General features: G+C 71.6%; 22 protein-coding genes and 1 pseudogene. 7 read left to right on the top strand and 16 right to left on the bottom strand.

What is annotated here, in order from left to right; all coding sequences use genetic code 11:
- Positions 1–8: 8 nt before the first annotated feature.
- The 4 genes from ACGF3C_RS17310 to ACGF3C_RS17325 form a co-directional block, all read right to left on the bottom strand.
- On the bottom strand, positions 9–1421 hold the full coding sequence (locus tag ACGF3C_RS17310) for an ammonium transporter (RefSeq protein ID WP_357230654.1): 1413 nt from the start codon (positions 1419–1421) through the stop codon (positions 9–11).
- Between the two features lie 275 nt (positions 1422–1696).
- Positions 1697–2560 (bottom strand): aminoglycoside phosphotransferase family protein, encoded by an 864-nt coding sequence (locus ACGF3C_RS17315; RefSeq protein WP_355005253.1) that lies wholly within the window; start codon positions 2558–2560, stop codon positions 1697–1699.
- A 6-nt stretch (positions 2561–2566) separates the two neighbouring features.
- On the bottom strand, positions 2567–3748 hold the full coding sequence (gene ftsY, locus ACGF3C_RS17320; protein ID WP_355005254.1) for a signal recognition particle-docking protein FtsY: 1182 nt from the start codon (positions 3746–3748) through the stop codon (positions 2567–2569).
- 12 nt (positions 3749–3760) lie between these two features.
- Complete coding sequence (locus ACGF3C_RS17325; protein ID WP_393222976.1) at positions 3761–3889, bottom strand: hypothetical protein; 129 nt, start codon at positions 3887–3889, stop codon at positions 3761–3763.
- Between the two features lie 42 nt (positions 3890–3931).
- On the opposite strand from ACGF3C_RS17325, the gene ACGF3C_RS17330 reads away from it, so the two are divergent.
- The 5 genes from ACGF3C_RS17330 to ACGF3C_RS17350 all read left to right on the top strand — a co-directional run bounded on the left by ACGF3C_RS17330 (position 3932) and on the right by ACGF3C_RS17350 (position 8946).
- Positions 3932–5659, top strand: coding sequence for an alkaline phosphatase D family protein (locus ACGF3C_RS17330; RefSeq protein ID WP_393222979.1), 1728 nt, complete (start codon positions 3932–3934; stop codon positions 5657–5659).
- A 10-nt stretch (positions 5660–5669) separates the two neighbouring features.
- Positions 5670–6110, top strand: a complete 441-nt coding sequence (locus ACGF3C_RS17335) for a MarR family transcriptional regulator (protein ID WP_366608238.1) — start codon at positions 5670–5672, stop codon at positions 6108–6110.
- 146 nt (positions 6111–6256) lie between these two features.
- The gene (locus ACGF3C_RS17340; RefSeq protein WP_393222983.1) at positions 6257–7876 is read left to right on the top strand and encodes an MDR family MFS transporter; all 1620 of its coding nucleotides are present in this window, start codon (positions 6257–6259) and stop codon (positions 7874–7876) included.
- Between the two features lie 9 nt (positions 7877–7885).
- Complete coding sequence (locus ACGF3C_RS17345) at positions 7886–8380, top strand: universal stress protein (protein WP_357232881.1); 495 nt, start codon at positions 7886–7888, stop codon at positions 8378–8380.
- Between the two features lie 44 nt (positions 8381–8424).
- A complete protein-coding gene (locus tag ACGF3C_RS17350) occupies positions 8425–8946 on the top strand; it encodes a DinB family protein (RefSeq protein ID WP_357232883.1) in 522 nt (173 codons plus the stop codon).
- A gap of 7 nt (positions 8947–8953) precedes the next feature.
- Here the strand turns inward: ACGF3C_RS17350 and ACGF3C_RS17355 are convergent, their stop codons facing one another.
- The 3 genes from ACGF3C_RS17355 to ACGF3C_RS17365 all read right to left on the bottom strand — a co-directional run bounded on the left by ACGF3C_RS17355 (position 8954) and on the right by ACGF3C_RS17365 (position 13731).
- Positions 8954–9574, bottom strand: coding sequence for an HAD-IA family hydrolase (locus ACGF3C_RS17355; protein ID WP_355005260.1), 621 nt, complete (start codon positions 9572–9574; stop codon positions 8954–8956).
- A complete protein-coding gene (smc, locus tag ACGF3C_RS17360; RefSeq protein ID WP_393222988.1) occupies positions 9574–13188 on the bottom strand; it encodes a chromosome segregation protein SMC in 3615 nt (1204 codons plus the stop codon). Before smc ends, ACGF3C_RS17355 begins: the two co-directional genes overlap by 1 nt.
- 348 nt (positions 13189–13536) lie before the next feature.
- A complete protein-coding gene (locus tag ACGF3C_RS17365) occupies positions 13537–13731 on the bottom strand; it encodes a hypothetical protein (RefSeq protein WP_030487463.1) in 195 nt (64 codons plus the stop codon).
- A gap of 372 nt (positions 13732–14103) precedes the next feature.
- On the opposite strand from ACGF3C_RS17365, the gene ACGF3C_RS17370 reads away from it, so the two are divergent.
- Positions 14104–15267, top strand: a complete 1164-nt coding sequence (locus ACGF3C_RS17370; protein WP_393222991.1) for a CAP domain-containing protein — start codon at positions 14104–14106, stop codon at positions 15265–15267.
- Positions 15268–15383: 116 nt separating this feature from the next.
- Complete coding sequence (locus ACGF3C_RS17375) at positions 15384–16226, top strand: endo alpha-1,4 polygalactosaminidase (RefSeq protein WP_357226016.1); 843 nt, start codon at positions 15384–15386, stop codon at positions 16224–16226.
- Positions 16227–16484: 258 nt separating this feature from the next.
- Here the strand turns inward: ACGF3C_RS17375 and ACGF3C_RS17380 are convergent, their stop codons facing one another.
- From ACGF3C_RS17380 to rsmD, 9 genes and pseudogenes are all read right to left on the bottom strand, one after another.
- Positions 16485–18704: an MMPL family transporter gene (locus ACGF3C_RS17380; protein WP_393222995.1), complete on the bottom strand. Its 2220-nt coding sequence runs from the start codon at positions 18702–18704 to the stop codon at positions 16485–16487.
- 220 nt (positions 18705–18924) lie between these two features.
- On the bottom strand, positions 18925–19782 hold the full coding sequence (gene mutM / locus ACGF3C_RS17385) for a bifunctional DNA-formamidopyrimidine glycosylase/DNA-(apurinic or apyrimidinic site) lyase (protein ID WP_357226023.1): 858 nt from the start codon (positions 19780–19782) through the stop codon (positions 18925–18927).
- 220 nt (positions 19783–20002) lie between these two features.
- A pseudogene (gene rnc, locus ACGF3C_RS17390) lies at positions 20003–20752 on the bottom strand (ribonuclease III); the annotation flags it as partial.
- A complete protein-coding gene (locus ACGF3C_RS17395; RefSeq protein WP_393222999.1) occupies positions 20749–21732 on the bottom strand; it encodes a phosphate acyltransferase in 984 nt (327 codons plus the stop codon). The gene ACGF3C_RS17395 and the pseudogene rnc, both read right to left, overlap by 4 nt.
- 114 nt (positions 21733–21846) lie before the next feature.
- Entirely contained in the window at positions 21847–22020 is a 174-nt protein-coding gene (gene rpmF, locus ACGF3C_RS17400) for a 50S ribosomal protein L32 (RefSeq protein ID WP_030335284.1), read from the bottom strand.
- A gap of 5 nt (positions 22021–22025) precedes the next feature.
- A complete protein-coding gene (locus ACGF3C_RS17405; RefSeq protein WP_238684615.1) occupies positions 22026–22589 on the bottom strand; it encodes a DUF177 domain-containing protein in 564 nt (187 codons plus the stop codon).
- A 109-nt stretch (positions 22590–22698) separates the two neighbouring features.
- Positions 22699–23196 (bottom strand): hypothetical protein, encoded by a 498-nt coding sequence (locus tag ACGF3C_RS17410; protein ID WP_355005267.1) that lies wholly within the window; start codon positions 23194–23196, stop codon positions 22699–22701.
- 251 nt (positions 23197–23447) lie between these two features.
- Complete coding sequence (coaD, locus tag ACGF3C_RS17415; protein WP_030335289.1) at positions 23448–23930, bottom strand: pantetheine-phosphate adenylyltransferase; 483 nt, start codon at positions 23928–23930, stop codon at positions 23448–23450.
- Positions 23927–24490, bottom strand: coding sequence for a 16S rRNA (guanine(966)-N(2))-methyltransferase RsmD (gene rsmD / locus ACGF3C_RS17420; RefSeq protein WP_357226031.1), 564 nt, complete (start codon positions 24488–24490; stop codon positions 23927–23929). Before rsmD ends, coaD begins: the two co-directional genes overlap by 4 nt.
- Positions 24491–24831 lie beyond the last annotated feature (341 nt).

Consider the following 24831-nt stretch of genomic DNA (forward strand, 5'->3'; position numbering starts at 1 on the left):
CAGGAACGTTAACCGGCGACCTTTTCGCTGACCGGCTCGGCGGGCTCCGCCTCCGGCTTGGCACCACTCGTCGTGCCGCCACCGGGGGTGCCGATGCCGGCCATCGCGAATGCGCCACCAGTGCCGCCACCGGCCGGGGACAGGTCGTAGCTGCTCTCGGCGTGCTCGGCGATGTCGATGCCCTCGACCTCGTCCTCACCCTTGACCCGGAAGCCGATCGTCTTCTCGATGACGAAGGCCAGCACCCAGGCGATGCCGAACGACCAGACGGTGACGATCAGGCCGGCGAGGGCCTGCCGCCCGAGCTGGGTCGCGCCGCCGCCGTAGAAGAGGCCGTCGGAGGCGCCCACCACGTCGGTGATCGCGGCGTTGACCGAGTTGGTGGCGAAGAGACCGAGCCAGAGCGAACCGATCCAACCACCGACGAAGTGCACGCCGACCACGTCGAGCGAGTCGTCGTAGCCGAGCTTGTACTTGAGGCTGATGGCGAGCGCGCACACCGCGCCGGCGACGACGCCGAGCAGGACGGCCGCCCAGGGGGCGATGAACCCGCAGGCGGGGGTGATGGCGACCAGGCCGGCGACGGCGCCGGACGAGGCACCGACCATGGTCGGCTTCCGGTCCTTGATCCACTCGACAGCGATCCAGCCGAGCACCGCAGCCGCCGTGGCGAGCTGGGTGTTGATGAAGGCGAGGCCGGCGACCGAGTCGACGGTCAGCTCGGAGCCGGCGTTGAACCCGAACCAGCCGAACCACAGCAGGCCCGCACCGAGCGCGACCAGCGGGATGTTGTGCGGCTTCATGCCCTCCCGCGGCCAACCGAGCCGCTTGCCGAGCACCAGGGCAACGGCCAGGGCCGCCGCACCGGCGTTGATGTGCACCGCGGTGCCACCGGCGAAGTCCAACGCGTGGATGTCAGCGCCGATGATGCCGCCGCCCCACACCCAGTGGGCGACCGGGAAGTAGACCAGGGTGGCCCAGCCGAAGGCGAACAGCAGCCAGCCGGCGAACTTGGCCCGGTCGGCGATGGCACCGCTGATCAGCGCGACGGTGATCACCGCGAAGACCATCTGGAAGGCCATGAACACGTAGAGCGGGACGCCGATGCCGCTGGGGTTCTCCGCCGTGGCACCCCACAGGTCGGTTTCGGCGAGGAAGGTCTTGGTGCCGAGGTACGCGCCCGGGTCGCCCCAGAAGCCGTTCACGTCGGTCCCGAAGGCGACGCTGAATCCGTAGAACCACCACAGAATAGAGATGAGCCCGATAGCCGAGAAGCTCATCATCATCATGTTGAGTACGCCCTTGGCCCGGTTGAGGCCGCCGTAGAACAGCGCCAGTCCGGGGGTCATGAGCAGCACGAGCGCGGTCGAAACCAGCAGCCACGTAGTATTGGCGCCGTCGATCGTCGGTGCTTCAGGCACGCTGGCCTCCTAAAGGTGAAGTCCTCCTTCGCGGCTTTCCGGGGCAGCGTCGCCCGTAGGCCGGTTGGGCGGAAGCTTCGCGGCCGCCTGTTTCACTTTGGGTCCCGTGCGGGTTTCCGTTTCGTGACGGGTTGTTTCGGACGTGTCACGAACTCCGCACAGTCGTCAGCATGGACGATTGTGGATCGACCGGACGGCGATCGTCGATGGCTGACCGGTCAACGGCATCGACCGGTGCGCGTGACGCGTCCGGCCGAGCATCGCCGGACCTGCGCTCAGCGGAGGGCGTTCTCCAGGGTGTGCCGCTCGTAGTCGAGCAGTCGCAGATCGCGCATCGGTCGACGCAGGTGGCCCTTGTGCACGATCCGGACGAACGCCGGCTCACCGGCGGCGGCCATCCGGCGGATCCCCTCGACGTGGTCCACGATCCGTTTACGGATGGTCCGGATCAGCCGGTGCCGGTCCCGGGGGATCAGCCCGTACGCGTCGGCGAAGAGCCGGAGGCGGCGAGGGCGGTCCGGGTTCTTCCAGCCCAGCGTGATCGAGTCGCGGTCCGCGAAGATCGGCACCCAGGTCCAGGCCGCGTACGCCACGTCGTAGATCCGCGCTCCGGGCGAGGCGAGGTCGAAGTCGATCAGCCCGAGGGTGCCGTCCGGACGCCAGATCACGTTGTGCGGCGCGGCGTCGTGGTGGCAGATCACCTCGGTGTCCGGCGGTGGGGGCCCGAACGAGCGCCAGACCGCCGCCTGCGGAGGAGTGAAGCCGTACTGCGCGTCGTGGAACATGCGCAGCATCGTGGCGACGGTGACCAGGGCCTCGTCGGTCACCCAGTGCGGGGCGAGCGGATATTCTCCGCACTCCCCCTCCAGGTACGACAGCACCTCACGGTTGCGCTCGTCCATCCCGAGGGCCCGGGGGGCTCCGGTGAACCCCACGTACTCCAGGTGGCGCAGCAGCGCGTGCACGGACGGGGTCCACGGCCCGGCGTTGCGCCGGACCGTGTCACCCACACGGACAACGGTGCTCACGTTGCCGCCGTGCAGCGGGATCTCCTGCGAAGTCACGTACGGTCTCCCGAGGCGCTGCGAAGGATGGCCCGGGTCACGCCAGCCCGCGTACGCGCGATCGTCAGTGGTCACCCGAGACTACGCGTCCCGGCCGGTGGCCTCGGTCCCCAGCAACGCGTCGACGAACTGCGCCGGGTCGAACGGGGCCAGGTCGTCCTTGCCTTCGCCGAGGCCGACCAGCTTCACGGGGATGCCGAGCTTGCGTTGCACGGCGATCACGATGCCGCCCTTGGCGGTGCCGTCGAGCTTGGTCAGCACCACGCCGGTCACGTTGACCACCTCGGTGAAGACCCGGGCCTGCTCCAGGCCGTTCTGCCCGGTGGTGGCGTCCAGGATGAGCAGTGTCTCGTCGATCGGGCCCTGCTTCTCCACCACGCGCTTGACCTTGCCCAGCTCGTCCATCAGGCCGATCTTGTTCTGCAGGCGGCCGGCGGTATCGATGAGCACGGTGTCCACGCCGGTGTCGATGCCGCGCTTGACGGCGTCGAACGCGACGCTGGCCGGGTCGGCTGCCTCGGGCCCCCGCACGGTCTCCGCTCCGACGCGCGAGCCCCAGGTCTCCAGCTGGTCGGCCGCGGCGGCCCGGAAGGTGTCCGCCGCGCCGAGCAGCACGCTGCGACCGTCGGCCACCAGCACCCGGGCGATCTTGCCGCAGGTTGTGGTCTTGCCGGCGCCGTTGACGCCGACGACGAGGACCACCGCCGGCACGCCGTCCTTGGGGGCGGTCCGCAACGAGCGGTCCAGGCTCGGGTCGAGCGCGTTGACCAGCTCGGCGGCGAGCAGTGCCCGCAGCTCGGAGGCCGAGCGGGTGCCGAGCACCCGGGTGCGCTCGCGAAGCCGGTCGACGATGTCGCGGGTGGCGTCGACGCCGACGTCGGCGGTGATCAGGCTGTCCTCGATCTCCTCCCAGACGTCCTCGTCTAGGTGGTCACGGGCGAGCAGGCCGAGCAGGCTCTTGCCGAACACGTTCTGTGAGCGGGACAGCCGCGAGCGGAGACGGACCAGCCGCCCGGCGGTCGGCTCGGGCACCTCGACCTGCGGTTCGAGCACCGGTGGCGGCTCGACCAGGACGCCGGTGGACAGATCGGACTCCGGTGCCTCGACCGGCGGGCCGGCGAGGTCCTCCTCAGCCCTGGTGTCGACCTCCGTGCGCGGCAGCGGGGGCTCGGGTCGTCGCCGCAGGCGCGGCACGACCAGCCCGACTGTGCCGGCGATCAGCACACCGAGCAGGACCAGAGCGAGGACGAGATATTCGGCCATGCCGGAATCCTGTCAGATGCCGGCGGCGGCGTCCCAGCCACCGCACCCCGAGCCGTGCACGGAGTCCCAGCCACCGCTCCCCTGGGCGATGCCCAGCATCTCAGCCACCGCCCCCTGGGCGATGCCCAGCATCTCAGCCACGGCCCGCAGCCGGTGCCCGGAATCCGGCGGTAGGCTCGCGCCATGTCCGCCGCACACCTCCTCATCGGCCCACTCCTGCGGCGAGTCGTGGACACCCGGGCCACCATCTGGGTAGAGACCGCCGGGCCCGCCGTGGTCACCGTCCGTACCGCCGACGGCGCCACCGGCACCGCGCCCACCTTCTCGGCGTACGACCACCACTACGCCCTCGTGGTCGTGGCGGGGCTCACCCCGGACAGCGAGACCACCTACGAGGTGCTCGTCGACGACGAGCTCGTCTGGCCGGTGCCGAGCAGCGGGTTCCCGCCGAGCGTGATCCGCACCCGGGCCGCCGACGACCGGGACCAGCCGGTCAATTTGATCTTCGGCTCGTGCCGGGAGACCACTCAGCACGCCACCACCCGCAAGCTGCCACCTGACGCGCTGGACGCGTACGCCCGGCGGTTGATGGCGGACCCGGAGTCGAACCCGCTGCCCGACCTGCTGGTGCTGCTCGGTGACCAGGTCTACGCCGACGTCACCTCGCCCACTGTCCGCCGGCTGCTGCGTCGACGGCGGCGGCGGCCGAAGGGCGCTCCGGCCGACCAGGTGGTGAGCTTCGACGAGTACACCAAGCTCTATCTGGAGTCCTGGCGTGATCCGGAGATCCGCTGGCTGCTCTCCACGGTGCCCAGCGTGATGATCTTCGACGATCACGAGATCATCGACGACTGGAACACCTCGGCGGCGTGGCGGGCCGAGGTACGCGAGCAGCCGTGGTGGGCGGAGCGGATCGGCAGCGGGCTCGCCTCGTACTGGGTCTACCAGCACCTGGGCAATCTCTCCCCCGACGAGATCGTCGCCGATCCGGTCTTCGCGAAGGTCGCCGCGGCCGAGGACGCCACCAGCGTGCTGCGCGAGTTCGGCCACCGGGTCGACCAGGAGTCCGACCTGGCGCACAACACTGAGCGCTGGCGCGCGGTGCAGTATCAGTGGAGCTACGCGCTGGATCTGGGCCGGACCCGGCTGGTCATGCTGGACAACCGGTGCAGCCGGGTGCTCGAGCCCAACAGTCGGGCGATGCTGCCGCCCGGCGAGTGGGCCTGGTTCCTCGACCAGGCGCACGGGGTCTACGACCACCTGGTGGTGGGCGCCTCGCTGCCCTGGCTGCTGCCGCAGGGCATCCACCACATCGAGGCGTGGAACGAGAAACTGGCGGACTCACGCCGACCGTGGGTGGCGCGCGGGGCGGAGAAGCTGCGGCGTGCGCTGGACCTGGAGCACTGGGCGGCGTTCCGGCGGTCCTTCGAGGCGCTCGCGGAGACGTTCGCAAGGATCGGCACCGGCACGCCGCGGCAGTCCGGCGCGCGGATCGGGGCCGGCCCGGCGTACGCCCCACCGGCGTCGATCAGCGTGCTCTCCGGTGACGTGCACCACTCGTACGTGGCGCGGGCCCGGTTCGCGGACCCAGCGGTGGTCACTCCGGTGCACCAGCTCACCTGTTCGCCGATCCACAACCAGGTGCCGGCGGGCATTCGCCCACTGATGAAACTGGGCTGGTCGCCGGGTCCGGCCGGGGCCACCCGGGCGCTGGCCCGTTCGGCGGGCGTACGCCGGCCGGGGGTGCGCTGGCGCAAGCTGGCCGGCCCGTACTTCGGCAACGCGGTGGCCACTCTGACCCATCAGGGGCGCGGGGCGGACGTGGTCATCGAGGGCACCACGAAGGACGGGCACCTACGCCCGGTGATGCGGCGTCGACTCTCCGGCGACGGCGAGCCGGCCGCGCCGTAGTCTCTACGCCGTGGACGAGCACCTGCCGGAGCCGATCCGGGCGGTCGAGCACGAGTTGACCGCTCTGTTGCGCCGTGGGCGGGCGGTCTCCTGGGAGATCGCCCGGGAGGTACACCCGAATCTGGAGCCGAACACCTACGGGTTGTTGCTGTGGTTGCGGCGTAGCGGGTCGATCCGGTTGACCGAGTTGGCGGCGCGGCTGGGCGTGGGCAAGGGCACGCTGAGCCGGCAGATCAACGCGTTGGAGGTCCTCGGCCTGGTCCACCGCGACCCCGATCCGAGTGATCGGCGGGCCGCGCAGATCAGCATGACCGAGGAGGGGCAGCGCCGGTTCGACGTTGCCCGTTCGGCGCGACTGGGTGAGTTTCTGCGTGCCCTGGACGGTTGGCCGGAGCGGGACGTCGAGGAGTTCGCCCGGCTGCTCGGCCGGTTCAACGACTCCTGGCAGTAGGCATCGCGAGGGGGAATAGCGCGCCGGTCCGACAAGTTGTTGCTTCAGGCAACCAAGGCATACGGTTGCCTCAGGCAATTCTCAGGCGGCCCACGCGTACCAGCCCGCCGCCGTTCCACATCGACTCCGCTCGGAGGCAACACACGATGAGCCAGGCCACAGTCCCCACGCGGGCGGCCGCCGTCGACATGACCCACCGGCAGATCCTGGAAGCACTCTCCGGCCTGCTGCTGGGTCTGTTCGTCGCGATCCTCTCCTCCACGGTCATCTCGAACGCGCTGCCGCGGATCATCACCGAACTGCACGGCGGCCAGTCCGCGTACACCTGGGTGGTGACCTCGGCCCTGCTCGCGACCACAGCGACCACCCCCATCTGGGGCAAAATGGCCGATCTGACCAACAAGAAGACACTCGTCCAGCTCGCGCTGGGGATCTACGTGCTGGGCTCGGTGCTGGCCGGCCTCGCCCAGGGCACCGGTGAGCTGATCGCCTGCCGGGTGCTCCAGGGCGTCGGCGCAGGCGGCCTCACCGCACTGGCCCAGGTGATCATGGCCACGATGATCGCGCCGCGCGAGCGGGGCCGCTACAGCGGCTACCTCGGCGCCGTGATGGCCGTCGGCACCATCGGTGGCCCGCTGATCGGCGGCGTGATCGTGGACACCTCCTGGCTCGGCTGGCGCTGGTGCTTCTACGTCGGCGTGCCGTTCGCCATCATCGCGCTGATCGTGCTCCAGAAGACCCTGCACCTGCCCGTGGTCAAGCGGAAGGCGCAGATCGACTGGTGGGGCGCCACCCTGATCACCGCCGCCGTCTCGCTGCTGCTGATCTGGGTCTCGCTCGCCGGCGACCAGTTCGCCTGGGCGTCCTGGCAGACCGCCGCGATGGTCGTCGGTGCCCTGGTCCTCGGCGCGCTGGCGATCCGGGTCGAAACCCGGGCCGCCGAGCCGATGATCCCACCGCGGCTGTTCCGCAACCGCACCATCACCCTCGCCGTGGTCGCCAGCATCGCGGTCGGTGTGGGCATGTTCGGCGCGTCGATCTTCCTGGGCCAGTACTTCCAGATCAGCCGTGGGCAGAGCCCGACCATGTCCGGCCTGATGACCCTGCCGATGATCCTCGGCCTGCTGGTCGCCTCCACGGTCATCGGGCGGGTCATCAGCAAGACCGGCCGCTGGAAGCGGTACCTGGTGATCGGGTCGGCGCTGCTCACCGTCGGCTTCGCGCTGATGGGCACCCTGCGAGCCGACACCAGCTTCACCCTGCTCAGCGTCTACATGCTGCTGATCGGTGTCGGCCTGGGCATGACCATGCAGAACCTGGTCCTCGCCGTACAGAACACCGTCGGCCCGCACGAGCTCGGCGCGGCCAGCTCGGTGGTGGCGTTCTTCCGCAGCCTGGGTGGCGCGATCGGCGTCTCCGCCCTCGGCGCGGTGCTCGCCCACAAGGTCAAGGACTACACCGCCGACGGGCTGGCCCAACTCGGCATCCCCGCCTCCAGCTCGGGCAGCGGCGGCGCCCTGCCCGACGTGCACACCCTGCCCGGCCCGCTGCGGGCTGTCGTCGAGAGCGCGTACGGCCACGGTGCCGGTGACATCTTCCTCGCCGCCGCCCCGTTCGCGTTGATCGCGCTGATCGCTGTGGTCTTCATCAAGGAGGTGCCGCTGCGCCAGCACAACGGCGACCCGGTTTCCGAGCAGGTCGAGCGGGAATCGACAGTCGCCGCCGGCGCTGGCGCACCCGTGATCCGTACCGGCGAGCAGAGGTGAGGTAGAGCCATGGGCGTGGGAGCACCGGACCGCGAGGAGTACGGCCCCCGGACCCGACCGCTGCCCTTCGAGCGCGGCACGGACGGCCCTCGGGTGATCATGGCGGGTGTCGACGGCACCCGCACCTCCGAGCGGGCCGGTGCCTACGCCGCCGGCCTGGCCCGTCGGCAGAGCGCCGCGCTGGTGGTGGTCTTCGTCAGCTCACCGAGCGGGCTGACCGCCCTGGTTCCCGGCATGGACGCCGGCGCGATCCAACGCACGCACGACGAGCTGGCCGACGAGCTGCGCCGGGAGTGCCGGCGTGGGGCCGAGCAGTGGGGCATTCCGGTGACCCTGCTGGTGCGGCGCGGCGACGCGTACGGCGAGCTGTGCGCGGCGGCCGACGAGTTCCAGGCCGACATGCTCGTGGTCGGCGCCTCCGAGCAGGCCGGACACCGGCTGGTCGGCTCGGTTGCCACCCGGCTGGTCCGTGCCGGCCGCTGGCCGGTCGTCGTGGTGCCCTGATAACCCGTCGCGGCATGTCCGGGGTGCCGGGCAGGATGCGCGGCATGACCTGGACCGCACCGGAGATCACCCGGACTCCCGAACCGTACGTCGGCGACGAGCGCACCATGCTCGACGGCTGGCTCGACTACCACCGACAGACACTGCTGCTCAAGTGCGCCGGGCTGACCGAGGAGCAGTTGCGCACGCCCAGCGTTGAACCGTCCGGGCTGACCCTGCTCGGCCTGGTCCGGCACCTGGCCGAGGTGGAGGCCTGGTGGTTCCGGGAGAACTTCGCCGGTGAGCCTGTCGACTACCCGTACTTCACCCCGGAGAACCCGGACGCCGACCACGACGTCAGCACCGCCGACGCCGAGGCCGACTTCGCCATCTTCCACCGCGAGGTGGCGCTGGCCCGCGAGGCCGCCGCCGGCCACTCGCTCGACGAGACGTTCACCGAGGTCGGCGCGAAGAAGCGCACCTTCAACCTGCGCTGGGTGTACGTGCACATGATCGAGGAGTACGCCCGGCACAACGGCCACGCCGACCTGATCCGGGAACGCATCGACGGCGTCACCGGCGAGTGACAGGCGCTCAGTAGTCCAGGGCCGCCCGTAGGTAACGCAGGTCCGCGTGGCCGCCCCAGCGGTGCGCCGACAACCCGGCGGACCGGGCACCCCGCACGGCCCAGTCCTCGTCGTCGACGCAGAGGACCCGGGCCGGCGGGGTGGCCAGTGCCACGCAGGCGGCCTTGAAGTATTCCGGGGCGGGCTTGTGCACGCCGATCACCGAGGAGTTGACCACCACGTCCAGCTCGCCGACCAGGCCGAGCGCTGCCAGGTCGGAGTCGAGCAGGTCGGTGGCGTTGGTGCCCAACCCGACCCGGACGCCCGCCGCACGGACCTCCCGAACGAACGCCAGCACCTCCTGGTCGACCTCTCCGCGGTAGCTCTGCCACTGCTCCACAGCGGCGCGGGCGCGTTCCGGGCTGCCCACCGATTCGGCCAGGGCGTCCGCCACGCTGTCCATCCATTCAGCGTGGTTGACCTGGCCGGTGAGCACCGGCTGGAGCCGCCCCCACTGCATGGCGATCTCACCGAGCACCCCCTCGGAGAGGCCGTACTCCCGCTCGACAACGGCGGCCACCGCCGGGTCCCACCGGCGCAGTACACCGTCGAAGTCCAGCAGGAGCGCCGTCGCGCGTTCCCGAGCCACTACCCGTTCTCCTCGCCGCGGCCGTGCCGCTGGTCGTCCTCGTCGGCCCGGTTGAGCCGTTGGCTGATCACCTGGGTGACCCCACTGCGCATGGTCACGCCGTAGAGCGCGTCGGCGATCTCCATCGTCCGCTTCTGGTGCGTGATGACGATCAACTGACTCTTCTCGCGCAACTGTGCCATCAACGTGATCAACCGGCCCAGGTTGACGTCGTCCAGGGCCGCCTCCACCTCGTCCATGATGTAGAACGGGCTGGGCCGGGCGCGGAAGATCGCCACCAACATGGCCACCGCCGTCAGCGACCGCTCGCCACCGGAGAGCAGCGACAGACGCTTGATCTTCTTGCCCGGCGGGCGGGCCTCCACCTCGACGCCGGTGGTGAGCAGATCGTCGGGTTCGGTGAGGATCAGCCGTCCCTCGCCACCGGGGAAGAGCACTGTGAACACCTGCTCGAACTCCCGGGCGGTGTCCTCGAAGGCGCTGGCGAAGACCTCAAGGATCCGCTCGTCCACGTCCTTCACCACGGTGAGCAGGTCCCGACGGGTGGCCTTGAGGTCCTCCAACTGCTCGGAGAGGAACTTGAAGCGCTCCTCCAGCGCGGCGAACTCCTCCAGCGCGAGTGGGTTGACTTTGCCGAGCAGGGCGAGTTCCCGTTCCGCCTTCGCGGCCCGCTTCTCCTGCACCGGCCGCTCGTAGCGCACCGGCTCGGGCACCGGCAGACCGTCACGTTCGGCCGTCGCGACGTCCACCGGGGTCGGCGGAACGGGCTGAGCCGGACCGTACTCGGCGACCAGCGTCTCCACGTCCAGCCCGAAGTCCTCGGCGGCCTTCGCCTCCAACTGCTCGATGCGCAGCCGCTGCTCCGCCCGGGCCACCTCGTCGCGGTGCACCTGGCTGGTCAGTCGCTCCAACTCCGCGCCGAGCCGCTTGGCGGCACCGCGTACCTCCTGAAGCTCCGCCTCCCGCGCGGCGCGCTCCAGGGCGACCGCGTCGCGGTGCTCCTCCGCCGTCGCGATCGAGGTGGTCAGTCGGGTCAGCGCCTCCCGGGCGCCACCGGCGACGGACCGGGCGATGCCCGCACCCCGGGCGCGGGCGGCCCGCCGGGCCGCCGCGCGTTCCCGGGCAGCCCGTTCCGCGGTGGCCTGCCGCGCGAGCGAGTCGGCCCGGCCGGCGATCGAGGAGACCCGCTCCTCGGCGGTACGCACGGCGAGCCGGACCTCCATCTCGTTCTGCCGGGCCTGCGGCACCATGGCCGCCAGTTGATCCCGTTCCTCGGTGGAGGGCTCGGCGTCGACCGGGGTCTCCTCGGCCAGCCGTAGCCGCTCCTCCAGCTCGGCGAGCGCGGTGAGGTCCCGTTGCCGGGCGGCCTCGGCGCGGGAGCGGGAGTCGCCGAGCCGGTCGGTCTCGGCCTTCGCGGAACGGGCCGCCGCGCCCAGCTCGGCCAGCCGGCGAGCGGCGGCGTTGCGGTGGCTCTCCGCCTCACGCTTCTCGGCGGCGGCGTGCTGCACGGCCTCCTTGGCGGTCGCCACCTCGGCGCGCGCCTCGACCAACTGATCACGCAGCTCCAGACCGGCGCGTTCGGCGGTGACCCGGTTCGCGCGGGCCTCCTCGACTGCGGCCTGCACCTCGATGTAGCTGGGAGCCTTGGCCGACCCGCCCGCCGCCGCGTACGCCCCGACCACGTCACCGTCCGGGGTGACCGCCCGCAGCTCGGGGTTGCTGGCGACCAGCTCGGCGGCGGCGGCGAGATCGTCGACGAGCGCCACGTCCCGCAGGGCCCGGTGCACCGCCGGACGCAGCTCGGCGCTGCACTCCACAAGGTCGGGCGCCCACCGGGCGTCGTCCGGCAACTTCGGACGCAGCGCGTCGGCGGAGCCGGTCATGCCGGGCCCCGCCGGGCTACCGACCAGCAGTCCGGCCCGGCCGGCGTCGGAGATCTTCAACAGCCGCATCGCCTCGACGGCCTCGTCCACCCCACTGACGGCGACGGCGTCGGCGAGGCCGCCGAGCGCGGCGGCCAGCGCGGCCTCGTGACCGGGCGCGACGGTGAGCAACCCGGCGAGGCTGCCGAGCAGGCCGGGCACGTCTCCGCCGCGGGCGAGCAGCGCCCCGGCGCCGTCCTTGCGCCGCAACCCCAGGGCGAGCGCCTCCTCACGGGCCTTCCAGGAGGCGGCGTCCTTCTCCGCGGCCCGCTCGGCGTCGGACAGCGATCGGACGGTGGCCTGGGCCCGTTCCTGCACGGCGACCGCCTCGGCGTGCCGGGCGTCCAGGTCCGCGTTGTCCCGGTCGGCCTCGGTGGACTGGGCGGCGACCGCGTCCAGGTCGGCCTGCGCCTGCTCGGCGCGGCCCAGCGCGTCGGCGTGCGCGATCGCGAGGCGTTCGATCTCCTCGCCGGCGCTGGTGGTCCGGGCCCGGGCGGAGTTGACCTGGCCGGTGAGTCGGGCCATCCCCTCGCGCCGGTCGGCGATGGCCTTGGCCGCGACGACCAACTCGCGCTCGGCGGCGGCCAGCTGCCGCTCCAACTCCTGGCGGTGCTCGACCGCCTCGGCCAGTCGGATCTGGTCGTCGGTGAGCGCGCCGCGCAGCTCCTCCTCCTGCTCGCGGACGCGTTCCGCCTCGGCTTCCAGCTGATCCGGGTCGCGGCCGGGCCGCTCGTCGTCGCCGGTGGCGCTGAGGTGCCGCAGCCGCTCCCGGGCCAACTGCTCGATCGAGCGGAAGCGTTCCTGGAGGGCGGAGAGCTTGTACCAGGTGTCCTGGGCGGCGGCGAGCAGCGGCGCGTCCTCCGCGAGGGCGGCCTCCAACTCGCCGAGCCGACCCTGCACCTCGGTGTGCTCACCCTCGATCTGCTCGCGCCGCTCGCGCAGCGCGGTCTCGTCGGCGATCTCCCGGTCCAGGGTGGTCCGCAGGGTGGCCAGGTCGTCGGCGAGCAGCCGCAACCGGGCGTCGCGCAGGTTGGCCTGGATGGCGGCGGCGCGCCGGGCCACCTCGGCCTGCCGGCCCAGTGGCTTGAGCTGACGACGCAGCTCCGCCGTGAGGTCGGTCAGGCGATTGAGATTCACCTGCATCGCGTCGAGCTTGCGGAGCGCCTTTTCCTTGCGCTTGCGGTGCTTGAGGACGCCGGCCGCCTCCTCGATGAACGCGCGGCGGTCCTCCGGCTTGGCGTGCAGCATGCCGTCGAGGCGGCCCTGCCCGACGATGATGTGCATCTCCCGGCCGATGCCGGAGTCGGACAGCAGCTCCTGGATGTCGAGCAACCGGCAGGAGTTGCCGTTGATCTCGTACTCGCTCTCGCCGGAACGGAACATCCGGCGGGTGATGGAGACCTCGGTGTACTCGATCGGCAGCGCGCCGTCGGTGTTGTCGATGGTGAGGGTGACCTCGGCACGGCCCAGCGGGGCCCGGCCGGCGGTGCCGGCGAAGATGACGTCCTCCATCTTGCCGCCACGGAGGGCCTTGGCGCCCTGCTCGCCGAGGACCCAGGCGATGGCGTCGACGACGTTGGACTTGCCCGAGCCGTTCGGGCCCACCACACAGGTGATCCCGGGCTCCAGCTTCAACGTCGTGGCGGAGGCGAAGGACTTGAACCCCTTCACCGTCAGGCTCTTGAGATACACCTACTCGATCCTCGTCCGGTGGCCGCCGTACCGTCGCCGGCTGTGGGGACCTGGGTGAACCCGCAGACTAACCCGGCGGTGGGAGCGGGCCGGCACGCGACCCGCCCCGCGTCGCGTCGGCAGTGGGCGCGCTGTTGTTCGGTTGACCGCGAGAAAGACAAGCGCCTTTCATGATCGGCTTATCCGCCGACACGCTTTTCGGTAACTGTGCGGCGCGCTTCCCGCACGATCGGCTGCAAGATCATGAATCGTCGGCGCCGAAAAGGTGCCGGACAGTGTTGCGCGCCGGCACTGAGGTGTCGGCGCGCATTTTTGCGGTGGTGCGATTCAGTTTTTGCGACGTGAAGATCAGGTCAACGCCGGCTCGGCCAGACGGAGAAGATCGTCCGCCTCCGCCGCAGCCGCCGCGAGCCGATCATTGTCGGCACGCAGACGCGTGATCTCGAACTCCAGCGCCTGAACCCTGGAACGCAGTCGGGTGACCTCGTCGAGCAGACGCCGGTCGGGCGCTGCACCTACGTGGCCGTAGAGGGCCTTCGCCATGCTGACTCCTTGATATGCGCTGCCGGAAAGGCCGGCCAAACGCGCGCCCATTTGTACGCGGCTGTCATTCCAGGCTGTATCTGGGCATGACCGGGCGCGACTGGCGACACCTATATATTGAGCCGCAAACCCCTCCTTCGTCAAGTTCTCGCAGGCCGTAGATCATCTCCACGTCGACCTGTCCACTTGCCGGGGGGCTGCCGCAAGGCACGGACACTCTCTGTCCGGACACCTTTACTGTACGCCCGGATCCGCGGAAGTCAGCACCCTCGTGTCCCACTTCCCCTTAACTCTTTCTTAGCCACGTTGCCGCAGCTCGTAGGCGCGCCGTAGCGTCAGCCCGGCCCGCAACCGACCCGTGGAGGCATAGGCGTGTACGGCTGGACCGATCCGATGGACCCCAACGGCGCCCCCCGGCGCGCCGGAGGGCCGACCGACGAGCCGGCCTGGCTGCACGACCGCCCGGAGCCCCGCTCGGCCTATCTCTTCGGCGACGAACCCGGCCAGCCGGGCGACGAGTGGCACCGGGAGCAGCCCACCGACGGCCGGCTACCGGACCCGGCGATCCCCGCCGAGGAGGCCGACGCCCGCACCGCCGCGTGGGGGGCCCACCAACCGGACGGCGAGACCCACGGTTGGGGCGACAGCCGCCCGGCCCAGGACACCACCGGCGGACGACGCGCCGAGGTGCCCGGCGGCTGGCACACCTACACCGACCCGGAGACCACCGACGGCTGGCACGGCACCGCCGAGACCAGCCGGCCCGGCGAGGGACGGCACCGCTCCCCACGCCGCTGGCGCCGGCCACTGATGATCGGAGGGGCCGCCGCGGCCGCCACCCTCGTGGTGAGCTTCGGCGTCGGCGCGCTCACCCTGCCCGGCGGTGACGACGGGGCCGCTCAGCCGACGGCCGTCGACGACTCCTTCGCGACGTCGGCCGCGCCCACCGAAGAGCCGGCGCTGGACACCCTCGCCGCACCCTCTCCGTCGACCATCCCCAGCCCGGCTTCTCCGAGCCCGTCGCCAACCAAGGTCGTCAAGCCCACACCGGCGTCGTCGCGGAGCACCGCCGCGTCGCGCCGCAGCGTCCAGCGCAGCACCGCGCCGAGCAACACCGGCAGCTCCACCGGCACCAGCGGCTCCAGCGGCACCGTCAGCGCCCAGGCCCGCGAGGTGGTGGACCTGGTCAACGCCGAGCGGGCCAAGGCCGGCTGCAAGGCGCTGAGCATCAACACCAAGCTGATGACGGCCGCCCAGCGGCACAGCCAGGACCAGGCCGACAACAAGAACATGTCGCACACCGGCAGCGACGGCAGCAACGCCGGCACCCGGCTGGACCGGGTCGGCTACACCTGGCGCACGTACGGCGAGAACGTGGCCTGGAACCAGCAGACCCCGGCCGCGGTGATGGACGCGTGGATGAACAGCTCTGGCCACAAGGCCAACATCCTGAACTGCGCGTTCACCGAGATCGGCGTCGGCATCGCCAACAGCAACGGACCGTACTGGACGCAGGTCTTCGCGGCGCCGCGCTGACCGCGCGTCGTTCCCGCCCCTGCGCTCGTTGACCCGGTGAGGTACGTCGGGCCGGAGCGTGGGGGCCGCGTACCGGTGCGGGCGGCGACCGGCCGCCCGGGACCCGGGAGCTGCCGATGCGGATCCGGCCGCGGCGACGCGTCGCCGTACGCCCAGTGCGCCGTGTCCTGTCCGCCAGCGTCGCGCTAGTCCTGGTCGTGCCGGCGTACGGGTGCCGGCCCGCGCTGACCCCGCCCGGGGCGCCCACCGCGTGGCCAGCGGCGCAGGCCCGGCACTGGCAGTGGCAGTGGCAGCTCAGCGGCCCGCTCGACCCGGCGGTGGACGCCCACGTCTTCCTCCTCGACCCGGTGGCCACCACCGCCGCGCAGACCGCCGACCTGCGCTCCCGGGACCGCCGGCTGATCTGCCAGGTGAACGTGGGATCGGTCCGCTCCGACGACCCGGACGCCAGCCGGTTTCCCGAGGTCGTCCGGGGCGCGGCCGGGCGGCGGCCCGACAGCCGGTGGCTGGACGTCCGGAGTTGGGACGCACTCCGGCCGGTGCTGACCGACCGGTTCCGGCTCTGCCGGGGCAAGGGCTTCGGCGCGGTGGCGCTCTTCGACGCCGACGGGTACGCGGCGCGCTCCGGCTTCGCGCTCGACTTCGACGACCAACTGCTGTTCAACCGCCGGCTGGCCGAGCTGGCCCGCTCGTTGAGCCTCTCCCCGGGGCTGGCCAACGACGTGCCACAGCTCGCCGCGCTGGCCCCGGACTTCGACTTCGCTGTCAACGAGGAGTGTGTCCGGCTGGCCCAGTGCGCCAAACTGCTGCCGTTCAGCGACGCCGGCAAGCCGGTCTTCCACGTCGAGTACACCGGCTCGACCGACGACTTCTGTGTCACCACCGTCGGCTACGGCTTCGCGTCCATCCGAAAGGACCACACCCTCGACGCATCCCGCGAACCCTGCCCCCTCCCCTAACCCCACCCCACCCCACCCCACGTCATCCCCGCCCCGCGCCCCGCGCCCCGCGCCCCGCGCCCCGCGCCCCGCGCCCCGCGCCCCGCGCCCCGCGCCCCGCGCCCCGCGCCCCGGCGATCTTGCACTTCGGTTGCCGGTTTGCCGGTTTGGCCCCGCTTCGCCACGACAGAAACTGCAAGATCGACGGGCTGGAGGGCGGCGCGGGACGGGGCCGGGGCGGCGCGGGGGCGAGGGCGGGGGCGGCGCGGGGGCGGGTGGTTAGGGCACTGGGACCAGCTCTGGGGCGGAGGACGGCGGGTCGGTGGGGGCGGGTGCCGGGCGGGGGCGCAGGAATTGCGGGGCCCACCAGTTGGCGTCGCCGAGCATGGTCATCAACGCCGGCAGCACCACGCCCCGGATGATGGTGGCGTCCAGCAGGATGGCCGCCGCCAGACCGATGCCGAGCTGCTTCATGTCGATCGTGCTCAGCGTGGCGAAGATCGAGAAGACCCCGACCATCACGATCGCCGCGCTGGTCACCACCCCGGCCGACGACGTGATCCCGTACGACACGGCGTCGCGGTTGGGCAGGCCGGACCGGACGCCCTCGCGGATCCGACTGACCACGAAGACGTGGTAGTCCATCGAGAGGCCGAAGAGCACCACGAACAGGAACAGCGGCAGCCAGGACACGATCGCGCCCATCGAGGTAAAGCCGAGCAGTCCCTGCGCCCACTCGCCCTGGAAGATCAGCACCAGCAGGCCGTACGCGGCGCCGGCGGACAGCAGGTTCAGCGCGATCGAGCTTGCCGCGATCACCACCGACCGGAAGGTGAACGTCATGACCAGGAAGGTCAGCACCAGCACGAAGCCCATGACCAGCGGCAACTTGTCCCGGACGTGCTGGGCGTAGTCCTCGCTGTCGGCAACGCTCCCGCCCACCGCGTACTCGATGCCGGGAATGCCCCGCAGTTCGACCGGGACCAGGTCCCCGCGCAGCTTCTCCAACGACTGCACCGACCGGTCGTCCCGACTGGCGTACGGGGTGGGGACGTCCAGCACCGAGACCCGCCGGTCGGCCGACACCTCGATCTTCGGGCCGTCCGCCTCGGCCGGGGCGAACAGCGGATCGGCAGCCGCCCGGGTGGACAGGCCGGTGAGGGCGGCGCGTACCCGATCGGCCTGGTCGGCGGGCGCCCGGACGGCGACCACGTGATTGGTGCCGGCGCTCGGGAAGGCGGTGGTGAGCCGGTCGTACGCCTGCATCGCCGGAGTCGTGCGGGGCAGGTCCTCCATGCCGGGGAACTTCAGCTTCATGCCGAGCGCCGGCGCGGCCAGCGCGAGGAGCAGCCCGACCGAGATGATGAGCGTCGCCACCGGCGCGCGCAGCGCGGGCCGGAGCACCGCCGGCCACAGCCGGGGCGCGCGGGGCTCACCGTGCCGGCCGGTACGCGGCGCGGTCAGTCGCCAGAGCAGCGGCACCCGTGGCCGGTCCACCCAACGGCCGAGTCGGGCCAGCAGGGCGGGCAGGACGGTCAGTGAACCGGTCACCGCGACGGCCACCACGAGGATCGAGCCGATGGCGAGGGACGAGAAGACGACGTCGCCGGCGAGCAGCAGCCCGGCCATCGAGATGATCACCGCGAAGCCGGAGACCACGACGGCGTGCCCGGAGGTCTCCGCGGCGATCTCCACCGCGTCCAGACCGGAGCGGCCCTTGGCGCGTTCCTCCCGCTCTCGACGGATGTAGAACAGCGAGTAGTCGACGCCGACCGCCATGCCGATCAGCAGGATCACCGGTGCCGTGGTGTCGGTGGCCGGCACCAGGTGCGAGGCGAGAGTGGACAGACCCATCGCCGCGGCGACCGAGGAGAGGGCCAGCAGCACCGGCACGCTCGCCGCGATCAGCGCGCCGAACGCGATGATCAGGATCGCCAGGGTGACCGGCAGGCTGAGCAGCTCGGCGCGCTTGAAGTCCTTGCCCAGGGTGTCGTCGAGGGCCTGACCGATGGACGGTCCGCCGACCTGCTCGACGCGAAGCCCGGGGTGCGCGGCCTGCACGGAGGCGGTGGCGTCCCGCAACGGCTGCACCCGCTCCGATGCCGTCTCCGGGTCACCCGACATGGTGATCGGCAGTAGCAGCGCCGAGCCGTCCCGCGCGGTGACCGGCTGGCCCACCCCGGCAACCCCGGTGACCGTACGCAGCCGGGCCGCCGCGTCGTCGGCCGCCGACTTCGCCGCCGCCGGGTCCAACGCGCCACCCCACGAGGTGATGAGGACGTTGTCCACGGCCGGGTCGTCGAAGTCAGCGGCGTCGACGATCAGGCCGGCCCGCCCTGCCTCGCCGATCGCCTGGTCACCGCTGGTGGCCTCGTTGAGTCCGGCGGCGTTGCCGCCGACGAAGCACACCGCCACGAACACGGCCCACAGTGCGATCGCCCGCCACGGGTGCTCGGCGCTCCACCGCGCCAGCCGCACCGTCACCGGTCTTCTGCCCATCTCGGGTCCCCCTGTCACGTCAACCCCCTGTCAACGGTGCTGACGCTAGGTGCGTGACGAGGCGGTCACATCGGGGATCGACCTGGGCTCACCCTGGAACCAGCGGACCGTGCGCGGGGGTGCGTTCGCGGGACATCGGCCCGCGATTCGGACGTACACCGGGGGCCTGCCCCGAGCGACGGGCCGCGACCCGCCGGCATCGCCCCGAGCCGGCTCCGGGTCATCCCCGAAGGGCACCCCGGGGCCGTGGCTGACAGTGCGGGCAACTGTACGAGGACCGGTTCATGAACGCCTCGCGGCGGATCGGCGCGCCACACCGACGGCACGGCTCGCCCTCACGGCCGTAGGCGTTGAGCGCCCGGTCGAAGTAGCCACTCTCGCCGTTGACGTTCACGTAGAGGGCGTCGAAGCTGGTGCCGCCCTCGCTGATCGCCTCGGCCAGCACGTCGCGGACGTGGCCGAGCAGACGCTGCGCGGCCGGGCCGGTCAACGCGTCGGTCGGTCGGCCGCCGTGCAGCTTGGCGCGCCAGAGCGCCTCGTCGGCGTAGATGTTGCCCACCCCGGAGATCAGGGTCTGGTCGAGCAGCGCGCGCTTCACCTCGGTGTGCCGGCGGCGCAGCGCCGCGACGAACGCCTCGTCGGAGAACTCCGGGTCCATCGGGTCGCGGGCGATGTGCGCGATCTCGTCGGGCAACTCGGCGCCGCCCTCGCTCACCGAGAGCCCGCCGAACGTGCGCTGGTCGACGAAGCGCAGCTCCGGGCCGTCGTCGCTGAACCGGAACCGGACCCGAAGGTGGGTCTCGTCCGTCGTGCCGGGTGGCTGGAGCAGCAGCTGACCCGACATGCCGAGGTGCCCGACGATCGCGTCACCGCTGTCCAGTGGCAGCCACAGGTACTTGCCGCGACGGCGGGCGTCGAGCACCGTCCGGCCGGCGAGCACGTCGGCGAAGTGCACGTCGCCGGGAGCGTGCCGGCGGACCGCACGCGGATGACGAACCTCGACCGAGGAGATCCGGCGGCCGACGACCCACTGGGCCACCCCCTGCCGGACGGTCTCCACCTCGGGCAGCTCAGGCACGCGGGCGGCCCGTCTCGTGGCCGTCGGCGCCCCCGGCCGGCAGCGCCTGCGCCAGGTGGTCGGCCTGCTCGGCTTCCGCCGCCCGCTCGGCGCTCTCCAGCGGCCCGAACGGCTCGCCGCGGTCGGCCGAGTCGTCCCGGTCGACCGGCTGGTCCTGACGATCGTCGGCGACCGGACCACGCTGGCCGCCGTCGCCGTTCTGACCACCCTGGCTGCCGTCGCCGTTCTGGCCACCCTGGCCGCCGTCGCCGTTCTGGCCGTTCTGCTCGGCGAGCGTCCGCCAGGCGGCCTCGGCGGCCCGCTGCTCGGCCTCCTTCTTGCTGCGCCCCTCCGCGCCGCCGTACCGGTTGCCGGCAACCACCACCCAGGCGGTGAACGTCTTGAGGTGGTCCGGGCCGGTGCCCTCGATCCGGTACTCCGGTACGCCGAGACCGAGCGCGGCCGTCAGCTCCTGGAGACTGGTCTTCCAGTCCAGTGCGGCCCCACGACCGGCCGACTCGGCCATCAGCGGGTCGAAGAGCCGGTGGATGACGATCCCCGTGGTGTCCAGGCCGTACTGGAGGTAGATCGCGCCGAGCAGCGCCTCCAGCGTGTCGGCGAGGATGCTCGCCTTGTCCCGGCCACCGGTCGTCTCCTCACCCTTGCCGAGCAGCAGGTACGCGCCGAGCCCGTCCGGGCCCAGACCGCGGGCCACGTCGGCGAGCGCCCGCATGTTGACCACGCTGGCCCGCAGCTTGGCCAGCTGCCCCTCGGGCAGGTCCGGGTGGTTGTGGAACAGCGCCGTGGTGATCACCACGCCGAGCACCGAGTCGCCGAGGAACTCCAGCCGCTCGTTGGTCGGCAGCCCGCCGTTCTCGTACGCGTACGACCGGTGGGTCAACGCGCGCTGGAGCAGCTCGGGTTCCAGGCTCACTCCGAAGGCGGCTTCCAGGTGACCGACGGACGCCCGCCGCCGCTTGTCGTTGCTCATGTGCGTACCTCGGTGTCGGTGGAGCGGTCGGTGCGACCGGTCGCGGCGTCGCGGTCGAGCAACGCGGTGACCAGATCGGTGGCGCGCCGCCGCCACAGGTGGGCGGCGAGAGCTATGCCGGAGGCGACGTCGTCGGCGCGGGCGGACCCGTGACAGACGACCACCGTCCCCGCGACGCCCAGCAGGGCCGCCGCGCGGGGCGCGCCGCCCTGGGCAGGTGGGCCGCCGGCCATCGCGTACGCGCCCTCAATGGCCTTGAGCAGCACGTTACCGGTGAAGCCGTCGGTGACGACCACATCGGCGCGCGCGCCGAGGGCGACGTCGTACCCCTCGACCAGGCCGACGTAGCGCGCCGCGCCGGGCAGCGGTTCGACGGCGAGCAGGGGGTCGGTGGCGCGGCGGACCCGGTCGCCCTTGCCGGCCTCGGTGCCGACCGAGAGAAGTCCGACCCGGGGCGCGGCGATCGAGTGGGCCACCGCCGCGTAGGCGGCGCCGAGCACGGCGTGGCGGGCGAGGGTGGCCGGGCGGGGTTCCAGGGAGCCGCCGACGTCGAGCAACACGACCGGCCCCGCCACGGCGGGCAGGGTGGCGGCCAGCGCGGGTTGGCGGATCTCCGGTGAACGGCCGAGGCCGAGTACGGCCGCGGTGACGGTGGCGCCGGTGGCGCCGGCGGAAACCAGGGCGTCGGCGGTTCCGTCCCGGACGGCGGTGACCGCGGCCCGGACGGTGCTCTCGGAGCGGGCGGCGCTGGGATGGTCGGCCATGCCGACGACATCGCGAACGGGCCGCACCGCGATCCGGGCGCGTTGCGCGGGATCGAGGGCAGCGATCAGCTCGTCGGCGACCTCGGTCGGACCGACGAGAAGCAGATGCAGGTCGGGGTCGGCGCGCATGGCCCGCAGAGCGCCGTCAACCACGACGGCGGGAGCGTCGTCCCCGCCGAGGAGGTCAACGGCGATCCGCGCGGCGCCCGGCTCCACCGGAACGCCGGCCGGACTGGGCCGGCCGGCGTCGGAGGGAGCCGGGGCACCGGGCGAATGCCAGGATGCGCGCGCCGCCCGACCTGGGGTCGGGGGCGTCACTCGGCGTCCAGGTCAGACCTCGAGAACCTGGCGGCCGTTGTAGGTGCCGCAGACGGAGCAGGCGGCGTGCGGCAGCTTCGGGGACTTGCACTGCGGGCACGCGACGGTCGCGACCACTGTCGCCTTCCAGTTCGCCCGGCGGGACCGGGTGTTGCTGCGCGACATCTTGCGCTTCGGGACGGCCACGGTTCTTACTCCTCTGTAACGGTCAGTTGCGACAGGCCCGCCCAACGCGGGTCGATCTGCTGGTGACTGTGGTCGGCCGGCAGATCGTCCCAGTGCGCCCCGCATTCAGGGCACAGTCCTGGGCAGTCCTCCCGGCAGAGCGGGTTGGTCGGCAGCGTGAGCACCAACGCGTCCCGCAGCGCCGGCTCCAGGTCGATCAGATCGCCCTGCATCCGGCCCACCTCGTCCTCGTCGGTCGTGGCGTCCGTGGTGCTGTCCTCGTACGCGTACAGCTCCTGGATCGTCACGCCCATCGAGTCGTTGATCTCGCGCAGGCAACGGCCGCACTCACCCCGGACGGGACCGGTGATGGTCCCGGAGACGAGCACGCCCTCGGACACCGACTGCAACCTCAGATCGAGGTCGAGGTCCGCGCCCTCCGGCACGCCGATCAACTCCACACCGAGGTCCGCCGGTGCCGGCACGACCCGCTGGACCTCACGCAACGCGCCAGGGCGACGCGGCAGGTCCCTCGTGTCGAGGACCAGCGGCGCCCTGGGGTTGAGTGTCGATGGCGAGTGCTTGGGCATAGTTAGACTCCGGCCGGTGAGAGGCCGACAAAAAAGGTTACCTGGACGACCGCCCGACCGTCGAACCGGGGGCGACGCCCGCCTGAGAAGTCGGCTGGTGAGGTGCCGCTCAGAAGGGTAGCGGGCGTTCCGCCTCATCCCCAGCGAAGGTGCCGATCTCCCGCAGCGCGTGCATCTTGTCCCGGCCGCGCTCTATCGAGGCCAGCGCCCGGGTGAGGAACTGCTCGAAGTTGGCCAGCGCGGTGTCGACGTAGTCGTCGACCTCCTCACGCAGGCGTTGCGCCTCGGCGCGGGCCTCGCCGATGATCCGGGCGCCCTCGTGCTCGGCCGACACGGTGATTTCGTTCACCGAGACCAGGCGGGCGTGTTCTGCCTCACCCTCGCTGATGATCCGGTCCGCCTCGCGCTTGCCGGCGTCCATGATCTTGTCCCGCTCCTCCAGGAGCGCGGCGGCGCGACGCAGGTCGGCGGGGAGATCGGCACGCATCTCATCGAGGGCAGCGATCATCTCACCCCGGTCGACCATGCAGTTGTTGCGCGACATCGGGACGGAGCGGGCCTGCTCCAGGATGGCGATCAGTTCTTCGATGCGATCGAGCGGGTCCACCGGCTACCTCACTCCTGTCGTTCGTCGGCCGACCTCCATGATGCGGGCTACGGCCGTTCCCCGCGCCACCAATCATGTCGTGCCGGCCCCACCGCCGCCCCACTCACCCCAACCCGGCGAGTCGCGACATAGTCACCCGCGGCTCCCACCGCGCCGATCTTGCACTTGCGGTCACGTCAAACCATGCCGAAAGGAGCGATGCGGGCACCGTAAGTGCAAGATCGCGAAGGTGGAAGGGAGTCAGGGTCCGTTCAGCGGCGGGGGCCCAGGCGGGCCTGGAGGGCTTCGCGGACCGGGTCGGGGACGTGGGCGGAGATGTCGCCACCCCACTTGGCCACGTCCTTCACCAGGCTCGACGAGAGGAACGAGTAGAGCGGGTTGGTCGGCATGAAAAGCGTCTCGACGCCGGCCAGCCCGATGTTCATCTGGGCCATCTGCAACTCGTAGTCGAAGTCGCTGACCGCCCGCAGGCCCTTGATCAGCACACTGGCCTGCTGCGCCCGGCAGAAGTCCACCAGCAGCCCTCGGAACGACTCGACCCGCACGTTGCCGTACGACGAGGTCACCTCGCGGAGCATCTCGATGCGCTCCTCGACGGTGAACAGGCCACTCTTCGACTGATTCACCAGCACACCGACGATCACCTCGTCGAAGAGCCGACTGGCCCGCCCGATGATGTCGAGGTGTCCGTTGGTGACCGGATCGAACGAACCGGGGCACACCGCACGTCTCATGATCGGCGACCGTACCAAAGGGTGGTCTCGCCGTAACGGCGACTGCGCTCGGCGGTGATCCCCTCCACCCAGTCGAACTCCCTGGTGCGGCGGGACCGCTCCACCACCACCAACGCGTCGGGCGCCAGCCAACCGCCGTCGACCAGCGCGGCCAACAGCGCGGTGATCTCCTCGTCCGGCACCGCGTACGGCGGATCGGCGAAGACCACGTCGTACGGCCCGTCGTCCGGCCCGGCGGCCAGCACCGTCGCCACCTTGCCGGTGACCAGACGGGCCGCCGGACCCGCACGGAGGGCCGTCACGTTCTCCCGGATCACCCGGGCCGCCCGCGGGTCGGACTCGACCAGCAACACGTGCCGGGCACCTCGGGAGAGCGCCTCCAGCCCGACCGCGCCGGAGCCGGCGTACAGATCCGCGAAGCGGGCACCGTCGAGATCGACAGCGGCCTGGACGGCACTGAACAGCGCCTCCCGAACCCGGTCCGAGGTGGGTCGGGTGCCGGCGCCGGGTGGCGCGGCGATCCGCCGGCCACCGAGCGTCCCGGCCACGATCCGGGTCACCGTTTCCTCCTGCTCATGCCCGCGACGCTACGCGATGCGGCGCGGACCCGGTCAGCACGGCGCGGATCCGATGAGCGGGCCGGCCAGCGACGACAGGGGGCACCTGAGCAGCCCCGACGGCACGGCGTCCATCGTGGAGCCCGGGCGGCGCGGGCCGTCCCCAGTGACCGGACCGACACCTTCGGTATATCAAAGATCACGAATCAACTACATTGCCGGATGGCAATGATCTGAACTCCCCTCATTAACCACCCATCAGTACAGTCTCCCCCTGTCCCCGCTTTCGCCGCGGGAACACCACCGCGTCGCGCGACGCCCCGGTGAGCAGTGACTGCCCGGTC

This window comes from Micromonospora sp. NPDC047762 (assembly GCF_043204655.1).
Taxonomy (GTDB): Bacteria; Actinomycetota; Actinomycetes; order Mycobacteriales; family Micromonosporaceae; genus Micromonospora.